At 35.7% G+C, this 17,288-nt stretch carries 22 protein-coding genes; all 22 read right to left on the reverse strand.

Annotation, left to right across the window (positions count from 1 at the left end; all coding sequences use genetic code 11):
* Positions 1-14: 14 nt before the first annotated feature.
* Positions 15-2,273 (reverse strand): heavy metal translocating P-type ATPase, encoded by a 2,259-nt coding sequence (locus AC58DT_RS10095; RefSeq protein ID WP_497216711.1) that lies wholly within the window; start codon positions 2,271-2,273, stop codon positions 15-17.
* A 154-nt stretch (positions 2,274-2,427) separates the two neighbouring features.
* The gene (locus AC58DT_RS10100) at positions 2,428-3,042 is read right to left on the reverse strand and encodes a mercuric transporter MerT family protein (RefSeq protein WP_497216712.1); all 615 of its coding nucleotides are present in this window, start codon (positions 3,040-3,042) and stop codon (positions 2,428-2,430) included.
* Positions 3,043-3,044: 2 nt separating this feature from the next.
* A complete protein-coding gene (locus AC58DT_RS10105; protein WP_497216713.1) occupies positions 3,045-3,314 on the reverse strand; it encodes a thioredoxin family protein in 270 nt (89 codons plus the stop codon).
* A 54-nt stretch (positions 3,315-3,368) separates the two neighbouring features.
* A complete protein-coding gene (locus AC58DT_RS10110) occupies positions 3,369-3,770 on the reverse strand; it encodes a metal-sensing transcriptional repressor (RefSeq protein WP_497216714.1) in 402 nt (133 codons plus the stop codon).
* Positions 3,771-3,779: 9 nt separating this feature from the next.
* Complete coding sequence (gene merA, locus AC58DT_RS10115) at positions 3,780-5,486, reverse strand: mercury(II) reductase (protein ID WP_497216715.1); 1,707 nt, start codon at positions 5,484-5,486, stop codon at positions 3,780-3,782.
* A 29-nt stretch (positions 5,487-5,515) separates the two neighbouring features.
* The gene (locus AC58DT_RS10120) at positions 5,516-5,857 is read right to left on the reverse strand and encodes a heavy-metal-associated domain-containing protein (RefSeq protein ID WP_099543538.1); all 342 of its coding nucleotides are present in this window, start codon (positions 5,855-5,857) and stop codon (positions 5,516-5,518) included.
* Positions 5,858-5,874: 17 nt separating this feature from the next.
* Positions 5,875-6,489 carry a mercuric transport protein MerTP gene (gene merTP / locus AC58DT_RS10125; RefSeq protein ID WP_497216716.1) on the reverse strand — a complete coding sequence of 205 codons (615 nt, stop codon included), beginning with the start codon at positions 6,487-6,489 and terminating at the stop codon, positions 5,875-5,877.
* Entirely contained in the window at positions 6,486-6,860 is a 375-nt protein-coding gene (locus AC58DT_RS10130; RefSeq protein ID WP_497216717.1) for an ArsR/SmtB family transcription factor, read from the reverse strand. Before AC58DT_RS10130 ends, merTP begins: the two co-directional genes overlap by 4 nt.
* Before the next feature lie 142 nt (positions 6,861-7,002).
* On the reverse strand, positions 7,003-7,650 hold the full coding sequence (locus AC58DT_RS10135; RefSeq protein WP_497216718.1) for a class I SAM-dependent methyltransferase: 648 nt from the start codon (positions 7,648-7,650) through the stop codon (positions 7,003-7,005).
* Positions 7,651-7,732: 82 nt separating this feature from the next.
* The gene (locus tag AC58DT_RS10140; protein ID WP_497216719.1) at positions 7,733-8,299 is read right to left on the reverse strand and encodes a helix-turn-helix domain-containing protein; all 567 of its coding nucleotides are present in this window, start codon (positions 8,297-8,299) and stop codon (positions 7,733-7,735) included.
* A gap of 266 nt (positions 8,300-8,565) precedes the next feature.
* Positions 8,566-9,141, reverse strand: coding sequence for a hypothetical protein (locus tag AC58DT_RS10145; RefSeq protein WP_497216720.1), 576 nt, complete (start codon positions 9,139-9,141; stop codon positions 8,566-8,568).
* Positions 9,142-9,164: 23 nt separating this feature from the next.
* Positions 9,165-9,881: a PepSY domain-containing protein gene (locus tag AC58DT_RS10150; RefSeq protein ID WP_497216721.1), complete on the reverse strand. Its 717-nt coding sequence runs from the start codon at positions 9,879-9,881 to the stop codon at positions 9,165-9,167.
* Between the two features lies 1 nt (position 9,882).
* Positions 9,883-10,476 carry a DUF2911 domain-containing protein gene (locus tag AC58DT_RS10155; RefSeq protein WP_497216722.1) on the reverse strand — a complete coding sequence of 198 codons (594 nt, stop codon included), beginning with the start codon at positions 10,474-10,476 and terminating at the stop codon, positions 9,883-9,885.
* Positions 10,477-10,482: 6 nt separating this feature from the next.
* The gene (locus AC58DT_RS10160; protein ID WP_497216723.1) at positions 10,483-10,965 is read right to left on the reverse strand and encodes a YybH family protein; all 483 of its coding nucleotides are present in this window, start codon (positions 10,963-10,965) and stop codon (positions 10,483-10,485) included.
* A gap of 20 nt (positions 10,966-10,985) precedes the next feature.
* Positions 10,986-11,543 carry a potassium channel family protein gene (locus AC58DT_RS10165; RefSeq protein ID WP_497216724.1) on the reverse strand — a complete coding sequence of 186 codons (558 nt, stop codon included), beginning with the start codon at positions 11,541-11,543 and terminating at the stop codon, positions 10,986-10,988.
* A 554-nt stretch (positions 11,544-12,097) separates the two neighbouring features.
* Positions 12,098-12,652: a DUF3347 domain-containing protein gene (locus AC58DT_RS10170; RefSeq protein WP_127137402.1), complete on the reverse strand. Its 555-nt coding sequence runs from the start codon at positions 12,650-12,652 to the stop codon at positions 12,098-12,100.
* A gap of 25 nt (positions 12,653-12,677) precedes the next feature.
* On the reverse strand, positions 12,678-13,130 hold the full coding sequence (locus AC58DT_RS10175; RefSeq protein WP_497216725.1) for a heme-binding domain-containing protein: 453 nt from the start codon (positions 13,128-13,130) through the stop codon (positions 12,678-12,680).
* Positions 13,131-13,727: a DUF3347 domain-containing protein gene (locus AC58DT_RS10180; RefSeq protein WP_497216726.1), complete on the reverse strand. Its 597-nt coding sequence runs from the start codon at positions 13,725-13,727 to the stop codon at positions 13,131-13,133.
* 32 nt (positions 13,728-13,759) lie between these two features.
* The gene (locus AC58DT_RS10185; RefSeq protein WP_497216727.1) at positions 13,760-14,293 is read right to left on the reverse strand and encodes a hypothetical protein; all 534 of its coding nucleotides are present in this window, start codon (positions 14,291-14,293) and stop codon (positions 13,760-13,762) included.
* Positions 14,294-14,352: 59 nt separating this feature from the next.
* On the reverse strand, positions 14,353-14,739 hold the full coding sequence (locus AC58DT_RS10190; RefSeq protein WP_497216850.1) for a DUF302 domain-containing protein: 387 nt from the start codon (positions 14,737-14,739) through the stop codon (positions 14,353-14,355).
* A gap of 4 nt (positions 14,740-14,743) precedes the next feature.
* Positions 14,744-14,932: an SHOCT domain-containing protein gene (locus AC58DT_RS10195; RefSeq protein WP_497216728.1), complete on the reverse strand. Its 189-nt coding sequence runs from the start codon at positions 14,930-14,932 to the stop codon at positions 14,744-14,746.
* An 18-nt stretch (positions 14,933-14,950) separates the two neighbouring features.
* Positions 14,951-17,254, reverse strand: coding sequence for a multicopper oxidase domain-containing protein (locus AC58DT_RS10200; protein WP_497216729.1), 2,304 nt, complete (start codon positions 17,252-17,254; stop codon positions 14,951-14,953).
* Between the last annotated feature and the right edge of the window lie 34 nt (positions 17,255-17,288).

Consider the following 17,288-nt stretch of genomic DNA (forward strand, 5'->3'; position numbering starts at 1 on the left):
GAATTTATTAATTATTAAAGTTTTACTCGTTTAAGTCTTAAGCTGTTTGCTACTACAGATACACTACTAAATGCCATTGCTGCGCCTGCAATCATCGGATCCAACAAAAACCCATTTACAGGATAAAGAACTCCCGCTGCAATTGGAATGCCAATAATGTTGTAAATAAATGCCCAGAAAAGGTTCTGACGTATGCCCAACACGGTTCTTTTTGATAGTTCCAATGCTTTTGGGATAGATTGTAAATCTGATGTTATCAAGGTCATTTTTGCTACATCCATTGCGATATCCGAACCTTTGCCCATAGCAATACTCACATTGGCTTGCGCCAGGGCGTGCGAATCGTTGATACCATCGCCCACCATTGCTACTATCTTTCCGTCCGCCTGTAATTTTTCGACAAAAGCCGCTTTGTCCGAAGGCATCACTTCTCCTTGGTAATTTGTTATTCCTACTTGTTTTGCGACAGCAGATGCGGTTTTATTGTTATCTCCAGTAAGCATATAGACCTCAATGCCTCGTTCTTGAAGTGTTGCTATGGCCATTTTTGAAGTTTCCTTAATCTTGTCTGCAATGGCGAGTATCGCCAGCACTTGTTTTTCATTGCCAAAGAAAATGACGGTTTTCGCTTGCTCTTCGAGACTTTCTGCTGTTTGCATCAAGGAAGCATCGATTTGAATATTTTTCTCAAGCATTAGTTTATGGTTTCCAACATAGTATGGTGAACCATTTTCTGTTTGAGCTTTCACACCTTTTCCTGTAATACTTTCAAAAGAAGCAATTTCAGCTTTTTCAATATTTTCATCTTTTAAGTGATTGACTACAGCTTCCGCCAAAGGGTGTTCTGATTGTGCTTCAATAGCTAGAAGAACTTTTTTGTATTCGTTGATATCTTCGAGTTTATCCTTCCAAAATATATCAGTTACTAAAGGTTTTCCTTCTGTAATTGTACCTGTTTTATCAAGAATGACAGCATTCACTTTATGACCGAGTTCTAAACTTTCGGCATCCTTTATAAGGATATTATTTTCAGCTCCCTTACCGATACCCACCATTATGGCGGTAGGCGTTGCCAAGCCCAAGGCACAGGGACAAGCGATAACCAATACTGCTACAGAGGTCAATAAGGCTTGTGAAAAGGCATTGTCGCCACCTACTGACATCCAGACTATAAAGGTTATAATGGAAATACCCAATACCACAGGAACGAAAATACCGGCAATCTTATCGACTAGTTTTTGAACTGGTGCCTTACTCCCTTGCGCTTGCTGAACCATTTTAATGATTTGGGAAAGCAGGGTTTCTCCACCAACCTTTTCAGCGGTAAATTGAAAACTTCCTTTTTGATTAACGGTACCGGCGAATACCTTTTCCCCTTGGGATTTCTGAACTGGAACAGGTTCTCCCGTAATCATACTTTCATCTACATACGAGCTTCCCTTGGAAACTTCGCCATCCACCGGAATCTTTTCTCCGGGACGCACCAAAATGGTCTGACCCACCTGTACGGATGAAATAGGGATTTCCCTCTCTTCCCCATTCTCAATAATTTTAAGGGTTTTAGGCTGAAGCCCCATTAGTTTTTTAATGGCTGAAGATGTATTTGATTTTGCCTTTTCTTCCAATAGTTTCCCCAAGGAAATAAAGGTGATAATCACGGTAGCCGCTTCGTAATATACGTGAGGCTCGATGCCACGACTTAACCAAAATTCAGGAAAAAAGGTATTGAATACACTAAAGAGGAAGGCGATTCCGGTACTCAACGCCACCAAGGTATCCATATTTGCTTTACCGTGTTTGGCCTGCTTGAAGGCATTGATGAAAAAACTGCGCCCAAACCAAAAAAGAATTGGAAAGGCCAATACCAATGAAATCCATTTGCCTGGTTCCCATTGCATATAGAACATTCCCAACACAAAAATGGGTAGCGTAAGTATCGCCGACCAGATGGTTCGGTTTTTTATGTCCTGATAATGCTTTTGCTGAAGTTCTTGCTGTACTTCCGAAGGGTCTTCGGCATCAATTATAATATCGTAACCGACCTCACGAAGCGCGTTTTGAAGTTGATTTGGACTCAACTCCTTGTCATATTCCACAAGAACGGAACTATTGGCAAAATTAACACTTGCATCAAACACACCTTCCGTGTGTTTTAATACAGATTCAACACTTGCTGCACAAGAGGCACAGGTCATTCCCGTAACAGGAAATGATTCTTTTACTCCTTTTTTAGTTTTCTTTTCTTTGGTTTCAAATATGCTGATTGTCTCCATAAACCCATTCTTATTTGTATGTTACAAATTTCAGGATTAATAGACTTTAATATGTTATGTAATATGCTGAATGATTTGTAGAATTTACTCTTCACGAATTATTACTACCCAATTGGAATAATTTATGTCTCTTATAATCATAATGGGGACGTGTCTATCGGTCTTTAGTATTTGTAATCAAATACCCTTTTGATTGGATGACCTTTTTTATCTCATCGATATTCGTTTTAGTGGCATCAAATTCTATAATTGAAGTCCCTTCTTCAAAAGACGTAGATACATTTGCAACCCCGTCAATTTTGTTTACCGAATGGTTGATGTTTTCTTCACAACCCGAGCATACCATCCCTTCAATATTCAACTTTACAGTTTGAATACCGGTATTGTTTGTTGCAACAATTCCTACTTTCTCCGTTGAATGAAATATTTGTGGATAATAAGAAACCAATGTCATTACAACAACAAACACTGTAACCAACCACAAATAGAATTTCGACTTAAAAAATGATGGCTTAGCCATATCACAGTTACCACAATCGTCCACCTTCTTTTTTTTATAAACCTGATAAAAGGCCAGTCCCAATGACAAAAATGCTATAACCAACAGATAAGGTTTCAAGGCAATAAGCCAAGAGAAATACACCGAGCTACCACTAATCCCAGCTACACTTGTAAGTAGTAAAGGACCCCAGCAGCATAGTTTAAGGGAAACTGCTGAAAATACAGCAGTACCCATGGATGCTTTTTTGTTCAATTTGGTAAGTGCCATACCTAACAACTTCCTATTCCAGCATTTACCAAATCATCTTTAGTGATTTCGATGTTGGTGCAGCAATTCAGTAGTTTTCCGTTAACAGCAATGGCAGGAACCCTTGTAACCCCATATTCCTTCATTTTTGAAACACATATTTTACTTTCGCATTGCTCGGACAGATTATGAAGTGTGATTTCGCAGTCCTTTCCTGCTGTCTCTTTTACTAATTGCACCACAGGCTCGCATACCGGGCAACCTGCTGTAAAAATCTCGATTTGTCGTTTCATCTTATTTAAGTTTAAATTAATAATGGAACAAAGATGAGAACGTAAGGTAGGGGGTCACCAAACTTTTTTTTGGTCTTTTTTTTCGTTGTAGTTTTTTAATCTGGTTTCAATGGTTTGGATTTCTTTTAAGCGATTGGTCAAATCGGATAATTCCAAATTGGGGAATTCACTTTTTAAATATTCAATTTTATCTTCATTGCCACAATTTCCTGGGCAAGAGTCTACGGCCTTTACAATTCCAATAGCAAGTGCTTTTCGATAGACTTCGTCCAACAGTAAGTAATGTGCTTTTTGAATCCCCTTATCAATGGATTTGAACTGTATGTTTATTTGTTCGGGGTCCTTTCCTTCATCAAGCATTTTAACAATGCCGTTTAATTGACCACTCAAAGTTTTTAATCTGGATTTAATATCCAAGATTAAATCAGTAGGTAATTTGTACTGTTCTCCTTTCATAACTCAAACTTAACTCGCGCAGCAACTTAATTTGGAAACATCTTTCCCAAAGGTAATCGCTGCCAGTTTAACAGATTCTCCTAAAGTTAAATATGGATAAAAGCTTTCTGCTAAATCTTTTACAGTGATTCCAAATTTAATAGCCATACTCAATTGTTGTATCAGTTCACCACCTTCAAGTGCAACTACTCTTGCGCCTATTAATTTATCGGTTTCAGTGTTGCGTATCAGTTTTATGAACCCTCTGGTATCTTGAGCTGCCAAGGCTCTTGGAACGTGAATTAAATCAAGTTTACTGACTTCAAAAGGAATTTCCTTTTTTTCTGCTTCAATTTCATCTATACCTGCTCCTGCGATTTGAGGGTCTGTAAATACTACCCAAGGTAATGATGAATAATCAATACTTGTTTTTGTTGATGAAAACGCATTGTTCACTGCTGTACTACCTTCGGTTGCTGCTGTATAAACAAATGCCGGTGTAATGGTGACGTCGCCTGCTGCATAAATATTGGAAATATTGGTTTCCATCTTTTCATTTACAATAATATGGCCGCTTTCTGTTAACTTTAGGCCAATATTCTCAAGCCCTAAATTAGAGGTGTTAGGCTTCGTCCCTGTAGCCACCACAATATGTCCTTTTTCAACAATTTGAGTTGTGGAACCATCAGGACAATTACAATGAATAATTGTATCGTTACCTTTCTTTTCAAATTTAAAAGCTCTAAAGTTTGGAAGGATTTCAATTCCTTCACTATTCATTTGTTCTACCAAAACATCTGTAATATCTTTTGTTTGACTGCGTAATGGCCTGTCGGTAAATTCAATGATACGTACTTTTACTCCTAAACGGTTATATGCCATAACAATTTCCAATCCGATATAGCCAGCTCCCATTATGGTTAAGCTTTTTGGTTTTTCTTCTAAATCGAATAAAGAAACATTCGTTAAGTAGCCTACTTTATTCAGTCCTTCAATACTTGGAATGTTTGTTGTCGCTCCTGTTGCTATAATGATGTTAGCTGCTGTGTATGTATCTTTTCCATTTACAAGAATGGTTTTATTATCTACAAATTCTGCCCAACCTTTAAGCATTGTTAAGTTTTTGAAATCACTTACCACATCCATATATTTTTGTTGCTGAAGTGAAGCAACCAATGCTTTTTTATCTTTTATGATTTGTGTAAAATCAATGTCTGCTCCTCTAGGTTTTATACCCTTAAAATTGGAATGCGTAGCGAGACGTACCGTTTCGGCAGCCCGAATAAGGTTTTTAGACGGTACACAACCCACATTTACGCAAGTGCCACCAAAATCTAATCCTGCATTTACCATAAGTGTTGTGAGCCCTAAACCTTCAGCTTTAATGGCTGCTGAAAATGCAGCTGAACCACCACCAATAATTATTAAATCGAATTTATTTTGGCCTTTGGAATTTACAGCGGAAACCTCTTCCTCGTCGACATTATTTACAACCGAATAATCACCAACGCTGTTTATAGCATCTATTACATTTGCCTTACTCATCTTATCAGCATCAAAATTAAATTCGCCTTTTCCGGTTTCGTGGTTAACTGTGGAACTTAAAACTCCTTCAGTTGCGTTCATATCCTTTTCGATATGTGTTGCACAACCTTTACAGGTCATACCCTCGATTTCCAATGTAATGGTTTCTCTATTTTGAGGCATTTTGATTTTCATTTTAGCTGTATTTTTCATTGAAATCGGTACTGTTTACTTATTAAAAATTAGACCTTCCCTTTAATTACTTCGGCCTTAAACCCTTTCTTTTCTATGATAAGTTTTAGGGCTTTGATACTTGTTTTTGAACCATCAAACTCAATAACAGCAATATCTCCAGGGTATTCAACCGAATGTTCCAAAACACCATCTACTTCCTTTAATGCATTATAAATAGCATTGGAACAACCAGCACAAGTAATGCCTGTAATTTTAAATTTCACCGTGGTTGCATTGTGTTTCTTTGAAGCTACTTCCACAACTTGATTTGTAACCTCCTTGCTTTGTGATTTGGCCTGAAAAGAAAACAGCATTAAAGCCAAAATAGGCACTATTGATAGTTTTTTCATAATGGGTAATTTTGCGTTTATTTATCTTTTATAACTTTGTATCCTGTTGAATTAATTGCCTTTTCAATAGCTACTTTAGAGGTTTTAGACTTATCAAACTCTACGATGGCATTTCCCTTTTCATACGAAGGGGTTACATTTATAATACCGTCCAATTCATTTACAGCGTGTTTTATGCTTTCTTCACAGCCAGCACAAGTCATTCCTTGAACATTAAAGTTTACAGTTTGAATATTTGATTGGTTTACAATGACCACTTCTTTTTTATTATCCGGATAAAAAATGGATGAATAATATGGAAATGCCAGCATTATAATTGCAAATGCTGTTACTATTCCCAAAAAGGTTTTTGACTGTATAAATTTTGATTTTCCTTCCTTACCGGCAGGCAGGTCGTCCGTATCGCATTCACAATCGATTTCCTTATGGGGTTTTAGTTTTTGATACCAAGCAAAGCCGAGCACTAAAATTGTTAGCCCGATTAGATAAGGTCTAAAAGGCTCAAGCCAAGAAAATGTTGAGGCAATTCCACTTGTTCCCGCGATTAAAGCCAAAACGGGTGTAATACAACATAATGAAGCTGTAATAGCAGCAAGTAAACCTGCACCAATTAATTTGTTCTCACGTTTCATATCGTTTCTAAAACTTTGTTTTTATCGAGTATTTCAAAAAACGGATTTAATAATGTTGAATATTCAGGGGTTAGTGAGTAAAAAATCGTTTGAGCATCTCTTTCGGTTTCCAATAAATTTCTGTCCTTCATTTTTCTCAAATGTTGAGAGATAGCAGAAATATTCATTTCGAGAATATCACTTAAGTCGCAAACGCAAAGTCGTTTCTCCTCAAAGAGTAGGTAAAGAATTTTTAGCCGAACATTATTTCCGACTAAAGAAAGTCCATTTGCCAAATAGTCAAACGATTCATTTAATTCTGAAACTGTCTTTTTACAATGGTTTATCTGTTCAATATCTGCCTGTTGTCTTATGCAAGAATTATTTTTCATAAGGCAAAGTTACAATTATTTCTTATTTAAGCAAATACTTAAATACAAAAAAGAATGATATGTAAATTTTGATCATTATGTTCCTTTTGTTCTGATTTGTGTTTTGCAAAAACTAAAACTGCCGAATTGTACATCTGTTCTTTTAGCTTGTAGGTGAGGGTATTGCTGGCTTTACAGTTAATTGTCTTTTAAAACTACAAAACAGAAAATTCTGTATGGTGTTGAATGGTGTTGTGTGGTCCTCTGATACACAGCGAATTTTGTCAAATCCTTTTTTTAATTCCGATGTTAATTCCTCTTCATTGTATTGTTTTATTTCAAGTCCGCTACATTTTTTTGGTCCGTTTTGTGAAAAGGTTCCTATTATTAAATAACCTCTTACAAATTTTGTCGCTATGTTAGTATATTTTTTAATCTGATCATCTGTTGTAAGAAAATGAAAAGTTGCTCTGTCGTGCCAAACATCGAAAGATGTATCTGGTTCAAATTCGGCAATGTCGCTTACAATCCAATTTACTTTACTTGCCTTTTCTCCCAGTCTTTTTTTAGCTTTCGCAATTGCTTTTTCTGAAATATCAAGTACAGTAATGTTATTATACCCTTCCTTGAGTAAATAGTCAACAAGTTTACTGTCGCCACCACCAATGTCTATAATTTTTGCCTTTTTATTTAGTTTGAACGAACGTATAAACTTCAGTGAAGTTTTTGGTATTTCTTGCGTCCAACTTACCTGGTCTGGATTTTTAGTTTCGTAAACTGTTTCCCAATGTTTCTTTCTGTCCAATTTCATTTTGATATCTAAATTCGGTTCATTGGTAAATCAATATATCATCTATTGATTTAAATATCCCTTTAATTGTGGTAAACACACCTTAAATCTCATCCAAGGATTTTCGGTTTTTGTCTACAGATTTCTTGAACTGCGTAGGTGTCATTCCGGTTACTTTTTTGAATTGATTGCTTAAGTACGCAACGCTACTATAATGTAGTTGAAAAGCTATCTCGCTTAATGTCAATTCGTCGTAGACAATGAGTTCTTTTACACGTTCAATTTTTTGGTTGATGATGTATTGCTCGAACGTGATGCTTTCGACAGACGAGAATAGGGAACTTAAATATTTATAATCCAAGTTAAGTTCGCCAGTAACAATATCTGCCCATTTTAATTCGGTCTTTTCATTGGAATAATGTATCTTCTCAATTACCAAATTCTTCATTTGCTCGATAAGCTGGCTTTTACGGTCGTCAATCAAACTAAATCCTGCATTTTGTAGCTTTTTTGACAAAGATTTTTTTTCGAATTCATTGAGTGTCGAAACCAATTCTACCTCTCCTAACTTGACAGCTTTGTAATCAATGTTCAATACCACCAAAATTTCGGAAACTGCCGATATACATCTCGGACAGACCATATTTTTTATGTGGATGGTATTATTCATAGGTTGAACAAATGCCTAATAAAATCTAAATTTAGATATATGATTAGTATTACAGCAGCAATAAATAATCCTATCATCGCTGAAATTCCGATAACCTTATCTTTTTTTGTAATCGGATTTTTCTGTTTATATGTATTTTTCTTGTTTTTTCTTCTATTTCTTCTACTTTCACTCATTGCCCTCTTGCTATTACTTGATTTTTCTTTTCTTAGCTTCTACAACTAATTTTATAAAACCATATCCCTCAATATAGCATGGTAAGATGCTCAATCCAATTTTAAAACTGTTTGGGCAAACTGCACATCTATTGTTTTGTCCAATCCCGGTATTACCTTGTCCAAACCTGTATCCGAGACCAAAATTTGCCCATGTGCGCTTATTACGCATGACATTGAAGAACTAAAATAGATATGGGTAACGGTGGCTTTTAAACTGGTATTATAAGTGCTGTTATTGTAGGTAATTGAGACCAGCCAATTAAAATTTATAGGATCATGTTCTTTTGATAAAAAATCCGTAGAGGGAATAGATCCTGAAAAACGTAAAATAAGCGGTTCCTCTTCCTCATTTAAATTGGTCATTATTTCAGGGTTATCTGTGGATAAGGTTTTCAAATCAAGAGTACCATTCAACTCTTTGCTACCATAATCCAAATACAAAGCGAGTTTATGACTTTCTGCTTTTAAAGGTTTGTCCCGTAACATGGCCATCATTTGAATATGTCCATTTTCGTTCCTGTAAATATTTTGGGCACTGACCGTATAATAGTTAATGAATAGAGCAAATAACAGGGTTAAAATAAAATCTGCTATTCTTGACTTGTTTTTGAGTGCATTAATCATATGTCTAGGGGTGTTTATAATAGTTAGTTTTCCCTTATTTTCTTTTTAATTATTTTTCTAATGGTCGGTGATGACGTATACCATAGCAAGAATCCACTCAAGACAGTAATTAAGCCCAAAAGTGAAAATGCTCTTAAAACAATGGTGTTGAAATTATCTCGTCCTTCATAGTCCATAGTATGCGTCATCCATAAAAAATCGAACCAACGCCAATCTCGATGACGTACTGTTTGAAAAGCTCCATTTTCAATCGCCACATAAGCCTTAAGATTTTCATCGGTTTTATATGAAATCTCATAAGCTGGTAAAGGTCTACCCCTATACTCGTGATGATTGCCTACGGATTCAATTCTCTGTATTTTGTCAAACTCTAAATCCGACAACATATAGCGTTCAGCTACCTTAATTGCTTCCTGTTTGGTGATTCCTTTCTTTTTAGCTCCTGAAACAGCGTTGTACAGATGCTCTTCATTTATCCAATAATAAGGTTTGTCATCAATTTCTAATAACTCTAAAGATTTTACATTCAACTCATTTTCCAACTCAGATAAACCAATCAAGTTCTTAAATGTAGCTTGTTCAGGAACGTCTTTTTTGAAATGGTCACCGTGAATCTCATCAATGTCTGTCCAACTGAAATATAGACCACTAATAGTCCACATTAAGAATTGAATGCCGATGAAAAGGCCTAAATACCTATGTGTTTTTCTAATTTTTAGTGCTGTATGCCTATTTACCATATTACTGATTTACCTTAAAGTGGAATTTTATAGAGACCTTCTCCCAACTCAATGAAATTGCACCTTCATTGTCATTAATCTTGTTCACTTGATATTCCAAGTGTTCGGTAACTTCATCTGAAATGATGGGTTTAACTTTGAAGCGCAAAACATCATCCTTCTCCTCATACTCGTCCTTGCCATGTTGGTCCCAATTTGAATTAAAAATTATGGTCCATTCTTCTTTTGATGGAATAGTAAAAAACCCATATTTACCGGCAGGTAACATTTTACCATCAATAATTAAATCCTTGTTAGTTTCTATCCAGGTAGCCATATGTGCACCAGCTTGCCACAACTGGTCATAAGCCAACAACCCACCAAAAATGATTCTATTTCTTACGCCTGGCGACGAATAATCTATATGAATATGGGCATCGCCTATCATCGCCATCGTTGATGTATGTGGGCTCAAAGGTTTCTTTTTATCTGGTTGTGCAGAAGTTTCTGAAGCTTTTTCCTCAACAACTACCTCTTTGTCTTCTTTCACTTCTTGCTTGCAAGAGACAATAAGAAAACCGATTAGTAATACAGAAAGGTGGATATATTTTTTCATTAAATTTTATTTTGCATTTCTTGACGAAGAATGTGTTTTAATAATTTTCCATTTACCTTCCATCTTTTTCAAGATTGATGTTGCTACTCCTTTTTTCTTTATCGTTCTACTTTCGCCTTTTTCATCTGGGTTTAGTACGATAGTGTAGATGTAAGTTTCAGTAGTAAAAGCATAGGGCAAATCTACTTCCGCATCAATTTCATAATCTGAAAATTCAAATTTCTTAAAATGCCCTAATTCTGGTCCTAAATGATGTTCTATGTAGTTTGCATAGGTACCCTCTATACCACCTGATTCAAATACTTCGGAATCCTTGGCAAATAACTCGAACGTACCTTCTGTCGTTAGGTTTTGCAGGGCATCTTTGTATGATTTCATTACTTTTAGAACAGCTTCTTTCTCTGTTCCTGAATCTGCGTTTTGGCTAAACAGTTGGCCTGTGGCAAACATAATTAGCATTAGGATTGTTGTTAGTTTTAGTGTTTTCATAATTTTAGTTTTATAATGTTTTATTTATTGACGTGTATTCTATTTATGTTGGCTATACCAAATACGAGTACCAAAAAGCTTAAAAAAACTTCCATTATCACTAAAAGTTTTCCCGAAATAGTTAATGGTACTACATCACCAAACCCAACCGATGAAAAAGTAATTAAGCTGAAATATATAAACTCGAAAAATTGTGGTATAAATGAATTGTTGATTGATGTAGTTGATTTAAAATTTTCTGAATTCAAAATATATAATGCTTGGTAGTCTGCTGAAAACGAAAGAACAATTAAAATAATTAACACAGCAAATAATGTAAGAACGTGTGTAAGTTGATGACTTTCGCCTATTATTTTACTTAGCTGTATAAAAGTGAGCCTGACAATAAAAACCGTTTTCACCAAAGCCATACCAACAATTATAAGTGCAAGAAACTGGTTATCAGAATCTAAATCTGCCCATAATGTATAACTTAATGATAGTGCAATGACCACACTTGCAGTAAGCAATACCTTTTTTAATAGTTGTTTGTAAAACCCTGTACTTCCAGGTTTTTCTATTTTGCTTTCTTGAACCATCTTAAATTTATTTGCTTAACTAAATAATTGAAGTGCCAATGCACCACTAACTATTATAATAAGTATTGTATAGACTATATAATTAATCCATTTATTAGCAACCGATTTTTCAGTTGTGTGTTTGCAACCATCTTTGCAACAATCTTTCATCGTTTTTTTAAATCAAATTTTTATTTCTTCTTTAAATAGCACTTGATTATGAGAGTTAGGCTCTATCCATCAATCAAAAAATAGGCCTCCCTCCCATAATCAAGCACTTTTTTATTAGCCTCTCTTTTTCATTTTCCATTATCACCTGACTAAGGAAGAGAAGTGCTGTTAATCAATTATTAGGGAGAATTTAGTTCCCTTCCTTCTTCAGGCTGCTATTAATTATATCAAATCTTGCTTTTTAAAATTTGTTGTGCCTGACAAGGGAAGGAGTTAACACTAACCATCAACATTTTTTTCCTTCCCGTGACAGGACTTAATGACTATTAATATTTCCTTAAGACTGGAACCGTTCTGTTAACTAATAAACCAGAAAGATTCCAAAACTTAAGGAAGGGGATTATCTAATTAATAGTCTTTTTTACTTTACCACATTTAAGCATCTTACTGCCATAATATGGGTTTCTCACTTGGTCACTGCTACTCAACCAAGAGCTACCACCATCATACATTGGGCAAAACTGCTCGTACAGCGTGTTTTTTGTACCTGTAATTGCTATCAAATCTGACATATCCTTACTTAAGGTTTTAAAATGCTCTCTTTGATGGCCCATATCACTTTTTGCAATATGTTCGGCGTGCTCTGTGGCATCTTCAATTATGTCAGCTAATTCTTTTTGTTCTTCTGCCGTATACTTTGAAGCATCAAAGGCTTTTAGTGAAGCGGCCAATTTAGAGCCTTCTTGGGCTGCCTTTTTGGTATCATCTGCAACCAAGGCATCCTTTAGGTTGAAGTAATCATTTAATATTGCTTCAGCCTTTGTATCACTATTCATATTCATCATTTTACTATGGTCCATTTTACTATGGTCCATTTTCATTTTTTCCTTTTCCTGTGCATTGGTAAAAGAAACTGCTAACAATAGCATTGTTGCGATACTCATTTTTAAATTTTTCATTTTTATTGTTTTTAATTGTTATTGTTTATATACTATCTTTTAATTGTTCTATCCAACGGATTAGTTCCTGTTTTTCAGCTTCAGAAAAGCTTGCGTCTTTATGAATCAAAGTGTAAGAATATAAAGGCATTTCGTCACTTTCAATCTGTTTGATGATTGACCTTAACTTGCTCTTTTTTCTTCTGTTTGATAACGAATCCCATTCATTAAAATTCAATTCAGCCTTGCCTTCTTTTATATGGTCTTCCAGAAACCAAGCAACAGGCTGAACTTTGTTATACCAAGGGTATTGCGTATTATTGCTGTGACAATCATAGCAGGATACCTGTAACTTTTTTTGAATATTCTCTGGCACATTATTGACCAACATAAAATCGGTGGAAGGAACAGAATCACTTTGGTTGCGCGTTGTGGGCATAAATTGAATCCCCACAAACGCTACCAATAACACAATCGCTATGATTTTCACAATCTTCATTTAATTAATCTCCTTTTGGACTTTCCCACAGGTCAACATCTTACTTCCGTAATAAGGATTCTTAACATCCTTGCTCATACTTAACCAAGCACTACCTTCATCATACATTGGGCAGAATTGTTGGTACAAGGTGTTTTCTGTTCCGGTAATGGCAACCATATCTGTTACATCCTTACTTAAAATTTTAAAGTGCTCTCGTTGGTGGGCTATATCACTTTCTGAAATATGTTCTGCGTGTTCCACCGCATCCTCAACAATGTCCTTTAAATCTGATTGCTGGGCATCCGTATATTTTGAAATGTCAAGCTTGCCTAAAGATGTTGCGAGGATTGCTCCCAACTCTTTGGCTTTGGCATTATCATCTGCTACCAAGGCATCTTTTAAGTTGAAATAGTCATTTAAGACTGCTTGAGAATCTCCATCTCCATTCATTGCCATTTCCATATCCTCACCATCGTGGTTCATTTTTGAATGGTCATCATCAGCACTCGTTTCAGAATGGGTAGTGTTCTCTGTTTTCGCATCTTTACAAGACACCGCTGTTAAGGTTATAAATGCTATTGCAACTGTACCTAATGTTAATTTTAATTGTTTCATCTTCTCTATTGTTTTTAAGTGTTTTACTTGATTTAATTTTCTTTTTTTAATATTAATTTCTTACTTAGACTAAAAATAATTATTGGCAATATTGTGAATTGAAGAACTGGCGAAACGCCTGCTTTTACTATTGGGATTAAGGGCATAGATTCGGCATACAACCAATCCTCTCTGTTAATATGCCAGATTTCTACAAGTGTTGAACTTAATGCTCCTACAAGCATTAGCAAAAGAACATTTGAAAAACTAAGTTTTTCAATCCAATACACATTTCTAAGTACCAGGCTAAAGACAAAGAAAAGTAACAGAAGGGTCAACATATCGGTTATTGAAGCCAATGTACAAAGCGAGATATGACTGAAATCATACTTAAATCCTTGATATAATGGCCCGTGAGCCAACTCCCAAATAAGGTTTAAAGCAAAACCTACTAAAGCTATGGTTGTAATCATCCGTTTGTAGTTTGACGTATCGGCAACTTTTTTATAAAAATGGATATATAAAATACTTACCAATACAAGTGAAAATATTGGGATAATTAATATTCCTGGACTTAGTGCTAACATTTATTATATACCTTTATGTTACTATGCATTTCTGTTTATTATTACCTATAACCCTATAATTATAGCTTTTCAATTACGTTATCCAGTTTAGAGGATATTTCATTGGCAATTTCATTTAGCTTTTCGTTTTCTACTGCCTGCATTGAAGCCATTGGATTTACGGCTGCAACTTCAATGACGCCAGCTTCAATTTCCTGGACTATAACATTACAAGGCAGCATTGTTCCAATTTTATCTTCTGCAAGCAAAGCTCTATGAGCATAGGGCGGGTTACACGCTCCTAAAATTCTATACTTCTTGAAATCGACATCCAGTTTCTTTTTTAATGTTTCCTTGATATCAATCTCTGTTAGGATACCAAAGCCTTCTTCTTTTAATTCTTGTGTGACTCTATCAATAACCTCTTCAAAAGTTCCATTAATGGTTTTGTTGAAATAATAGTTCATATTTTTATTTTTTAGAATTAATGACTCGTTTTCTTTCTTCATATTCTTCCTTGGTGATTTCACCATTGGCATACCGTCTGCCCAAAATTTCCTCAGGACTTTCTTTCTTGAGTATTTTGCTTCCGTTTTTTCCAGCATATAGGATAATCCCCAAGACAATTACTCCTAATACTATAATCCACGTATACATCATAACTTTATCTTTTAATTATTAAAATCTGGCTGTTAATCCACCGCCCCAACCATATCGGTTATTATAATTTCCTTGTATTGAAAAATTTCTTGAAAGGATATATGAAGCTCCTACCAACCATTGGGTCTCACTTTCATAAGAATTGTTGTTTTCCAAATCGTTTACCCAGCCAAAATCAATTCTGTATTCATATTCTCCCTCTAAAAAAACTCTTGGGAAAATCAATAACTCTCTGTCCAGACGTATTCTTGGGCGTAATTGGTGGTCTATACTCACATCTACATTAAATCGGTAAGGTGTAAAGTATTTAACCCCAACCAGTCCAACGGTATTGAACTCATCGTACGAATTCGGAATTTCAGTTTCGGTATTTACTCCTACATAAACACGTACCCAATCATTGAGGTACCTATTGTAATTTACTTCCGCTTCAAGGTTTTGGTCGTAGTCCAACTCTGCTCTCAAACCAAATTCATTGCGGATATTACTTGTTGTTAGAAAAAGTTCTGAAAAATTAGAACCTAATCGAGCCATTCCCCAGGAATAATAGTGGTCAGTCTCATCAATTAGTTTTTGAACTGGATAATCTGCCATTCTTTTGTCTCTTGGTGTGTCATAACTAAATACGCGTGCCATACCACCCATCATATGATACAGTACGTGACAGTGAAAGAACCAATCGCCATACTCTTCGTTATAAAATTCGATTACAACTTTCTGCATCGGCGGCACATTAACGGTATGCTTTAATGGGGAACGTTTTCCATTTTCGTTAATCACCCTAAAGTAATGCCCGTGAAGGTGCATTGGGTGGTGCATCATTGTCAGGTTATTGAGGGTAATTCTTGTTACCTCTCCCCCTTTGATTTTTATTTTATCCGTTTCCGATAAGGGTACACCGTTCATACTCCAGACGTAACGCTGCATATTTCCAGTTAGGTTCAATAAAATGTCATTTACTGGTAAATCTGCTTTATATGTGGTGTTTTCTTTTGCCTTTAAAAAATCATAGTTGAAATAGGTCTTTCGGGTGTTGTAATCAAACGAAGAAGTGTCCTTTTGCATCATTTGATCATTATGGTTCATATGCTCATCCATATTCATTTTATCATTCATTGCGCCATCCTTCATAGACATATTATCGTTCATATTCATTTGCCCATCTTTCATATCCATCTTCATCCCGTACTTCTGCATCAAAACTTCGGGTGTGTTTTTCTTTTTGTTGCCTACCATAGAAGGAGCTCCCATTTTCATATCCATTTTAGCCATTTGCTTCATCATTTCCACTTTATCTGGTCTGTCAATTCTTCTTGCGGGATAAAGTGTTCCTTGTCCTATACGTAAAGAGGTATCACCAGAGCCATCCTGTGCCGTGGCAGTAATTTCTACTGTACCTTCTGGAATGGTGACAATTACATCGTAGGTTTCAGCAATACCGAAAAGGAAGCGACTTTTTGATATAGGTTCCACATCAATACCGTCACTTGAAACAATCATTGGGTTACCTCCTCCGAAATCCATCCAATAATAGGTAGATGCCGATGCATTGATAAAACGAAGCCTTACTTTTTCACCTGGTAGAAATTCTGGATAGTCTGCTTGTTTTTTACCATTTGTTAAAAATGCAGGGTAGTAGATATCTGCAATATCTGCACCTTCCATACGGTCTCGCCAAAATTTGAACTGTGCTCCCAGAGCACCTTCTTTAATTACCCTACTCAACGGTACTGCTGTACCCTTTTTAACTTGATACCACTCGTTACCCCTCTTTAAGTTACGTAGTACATTCATTGGTTTTTCATTAGTCCAATCAGACAATACCACTACCAAATCTTTATCATAATCCAATGTTTTTTCTTTAGGCTGAATGATTATGGAACCATACACACCCTTTTGCTCTTGTAACATTGTGTGTGAATGATACCAATAAGTTCCAGACTGATTGATTGGAATTCTGTATTGGAATGTCCCCCCTGGTTCAATAGGTGGTGTTGTTAAATATGGAACACCGTCATAAAAATTTGGAAGTATTAATCCGTGCCAATGGACTGATGTTTCCTCATCCATTTTATTAGTCACATTGATTATGGCAAGGTCTCCCTCGGTAAATTCCAAGACTGGACCAGGAATTTGGCCGTTTATGGTCATTGCCTTGGACGTTACGCCTCCAAGGGTCATCTCCCTTTGTTCAAGGGTAAGGTTATACTCTTTGACGGGTCGTCCTTCTTCTTTCCTGTCATCACTATTTGTGCCGACTTGGGAGAATACTAATGAAGTTAAGAATAAGAGTAATATTGTGTTAAAAGTTTTCACTGTCATTATTATTTTTTAAGAATTTATAGAAATCTCTTTG

It is taken from the genome of Aequorivita sp. CRS11 (assembly GCF_059693805.1).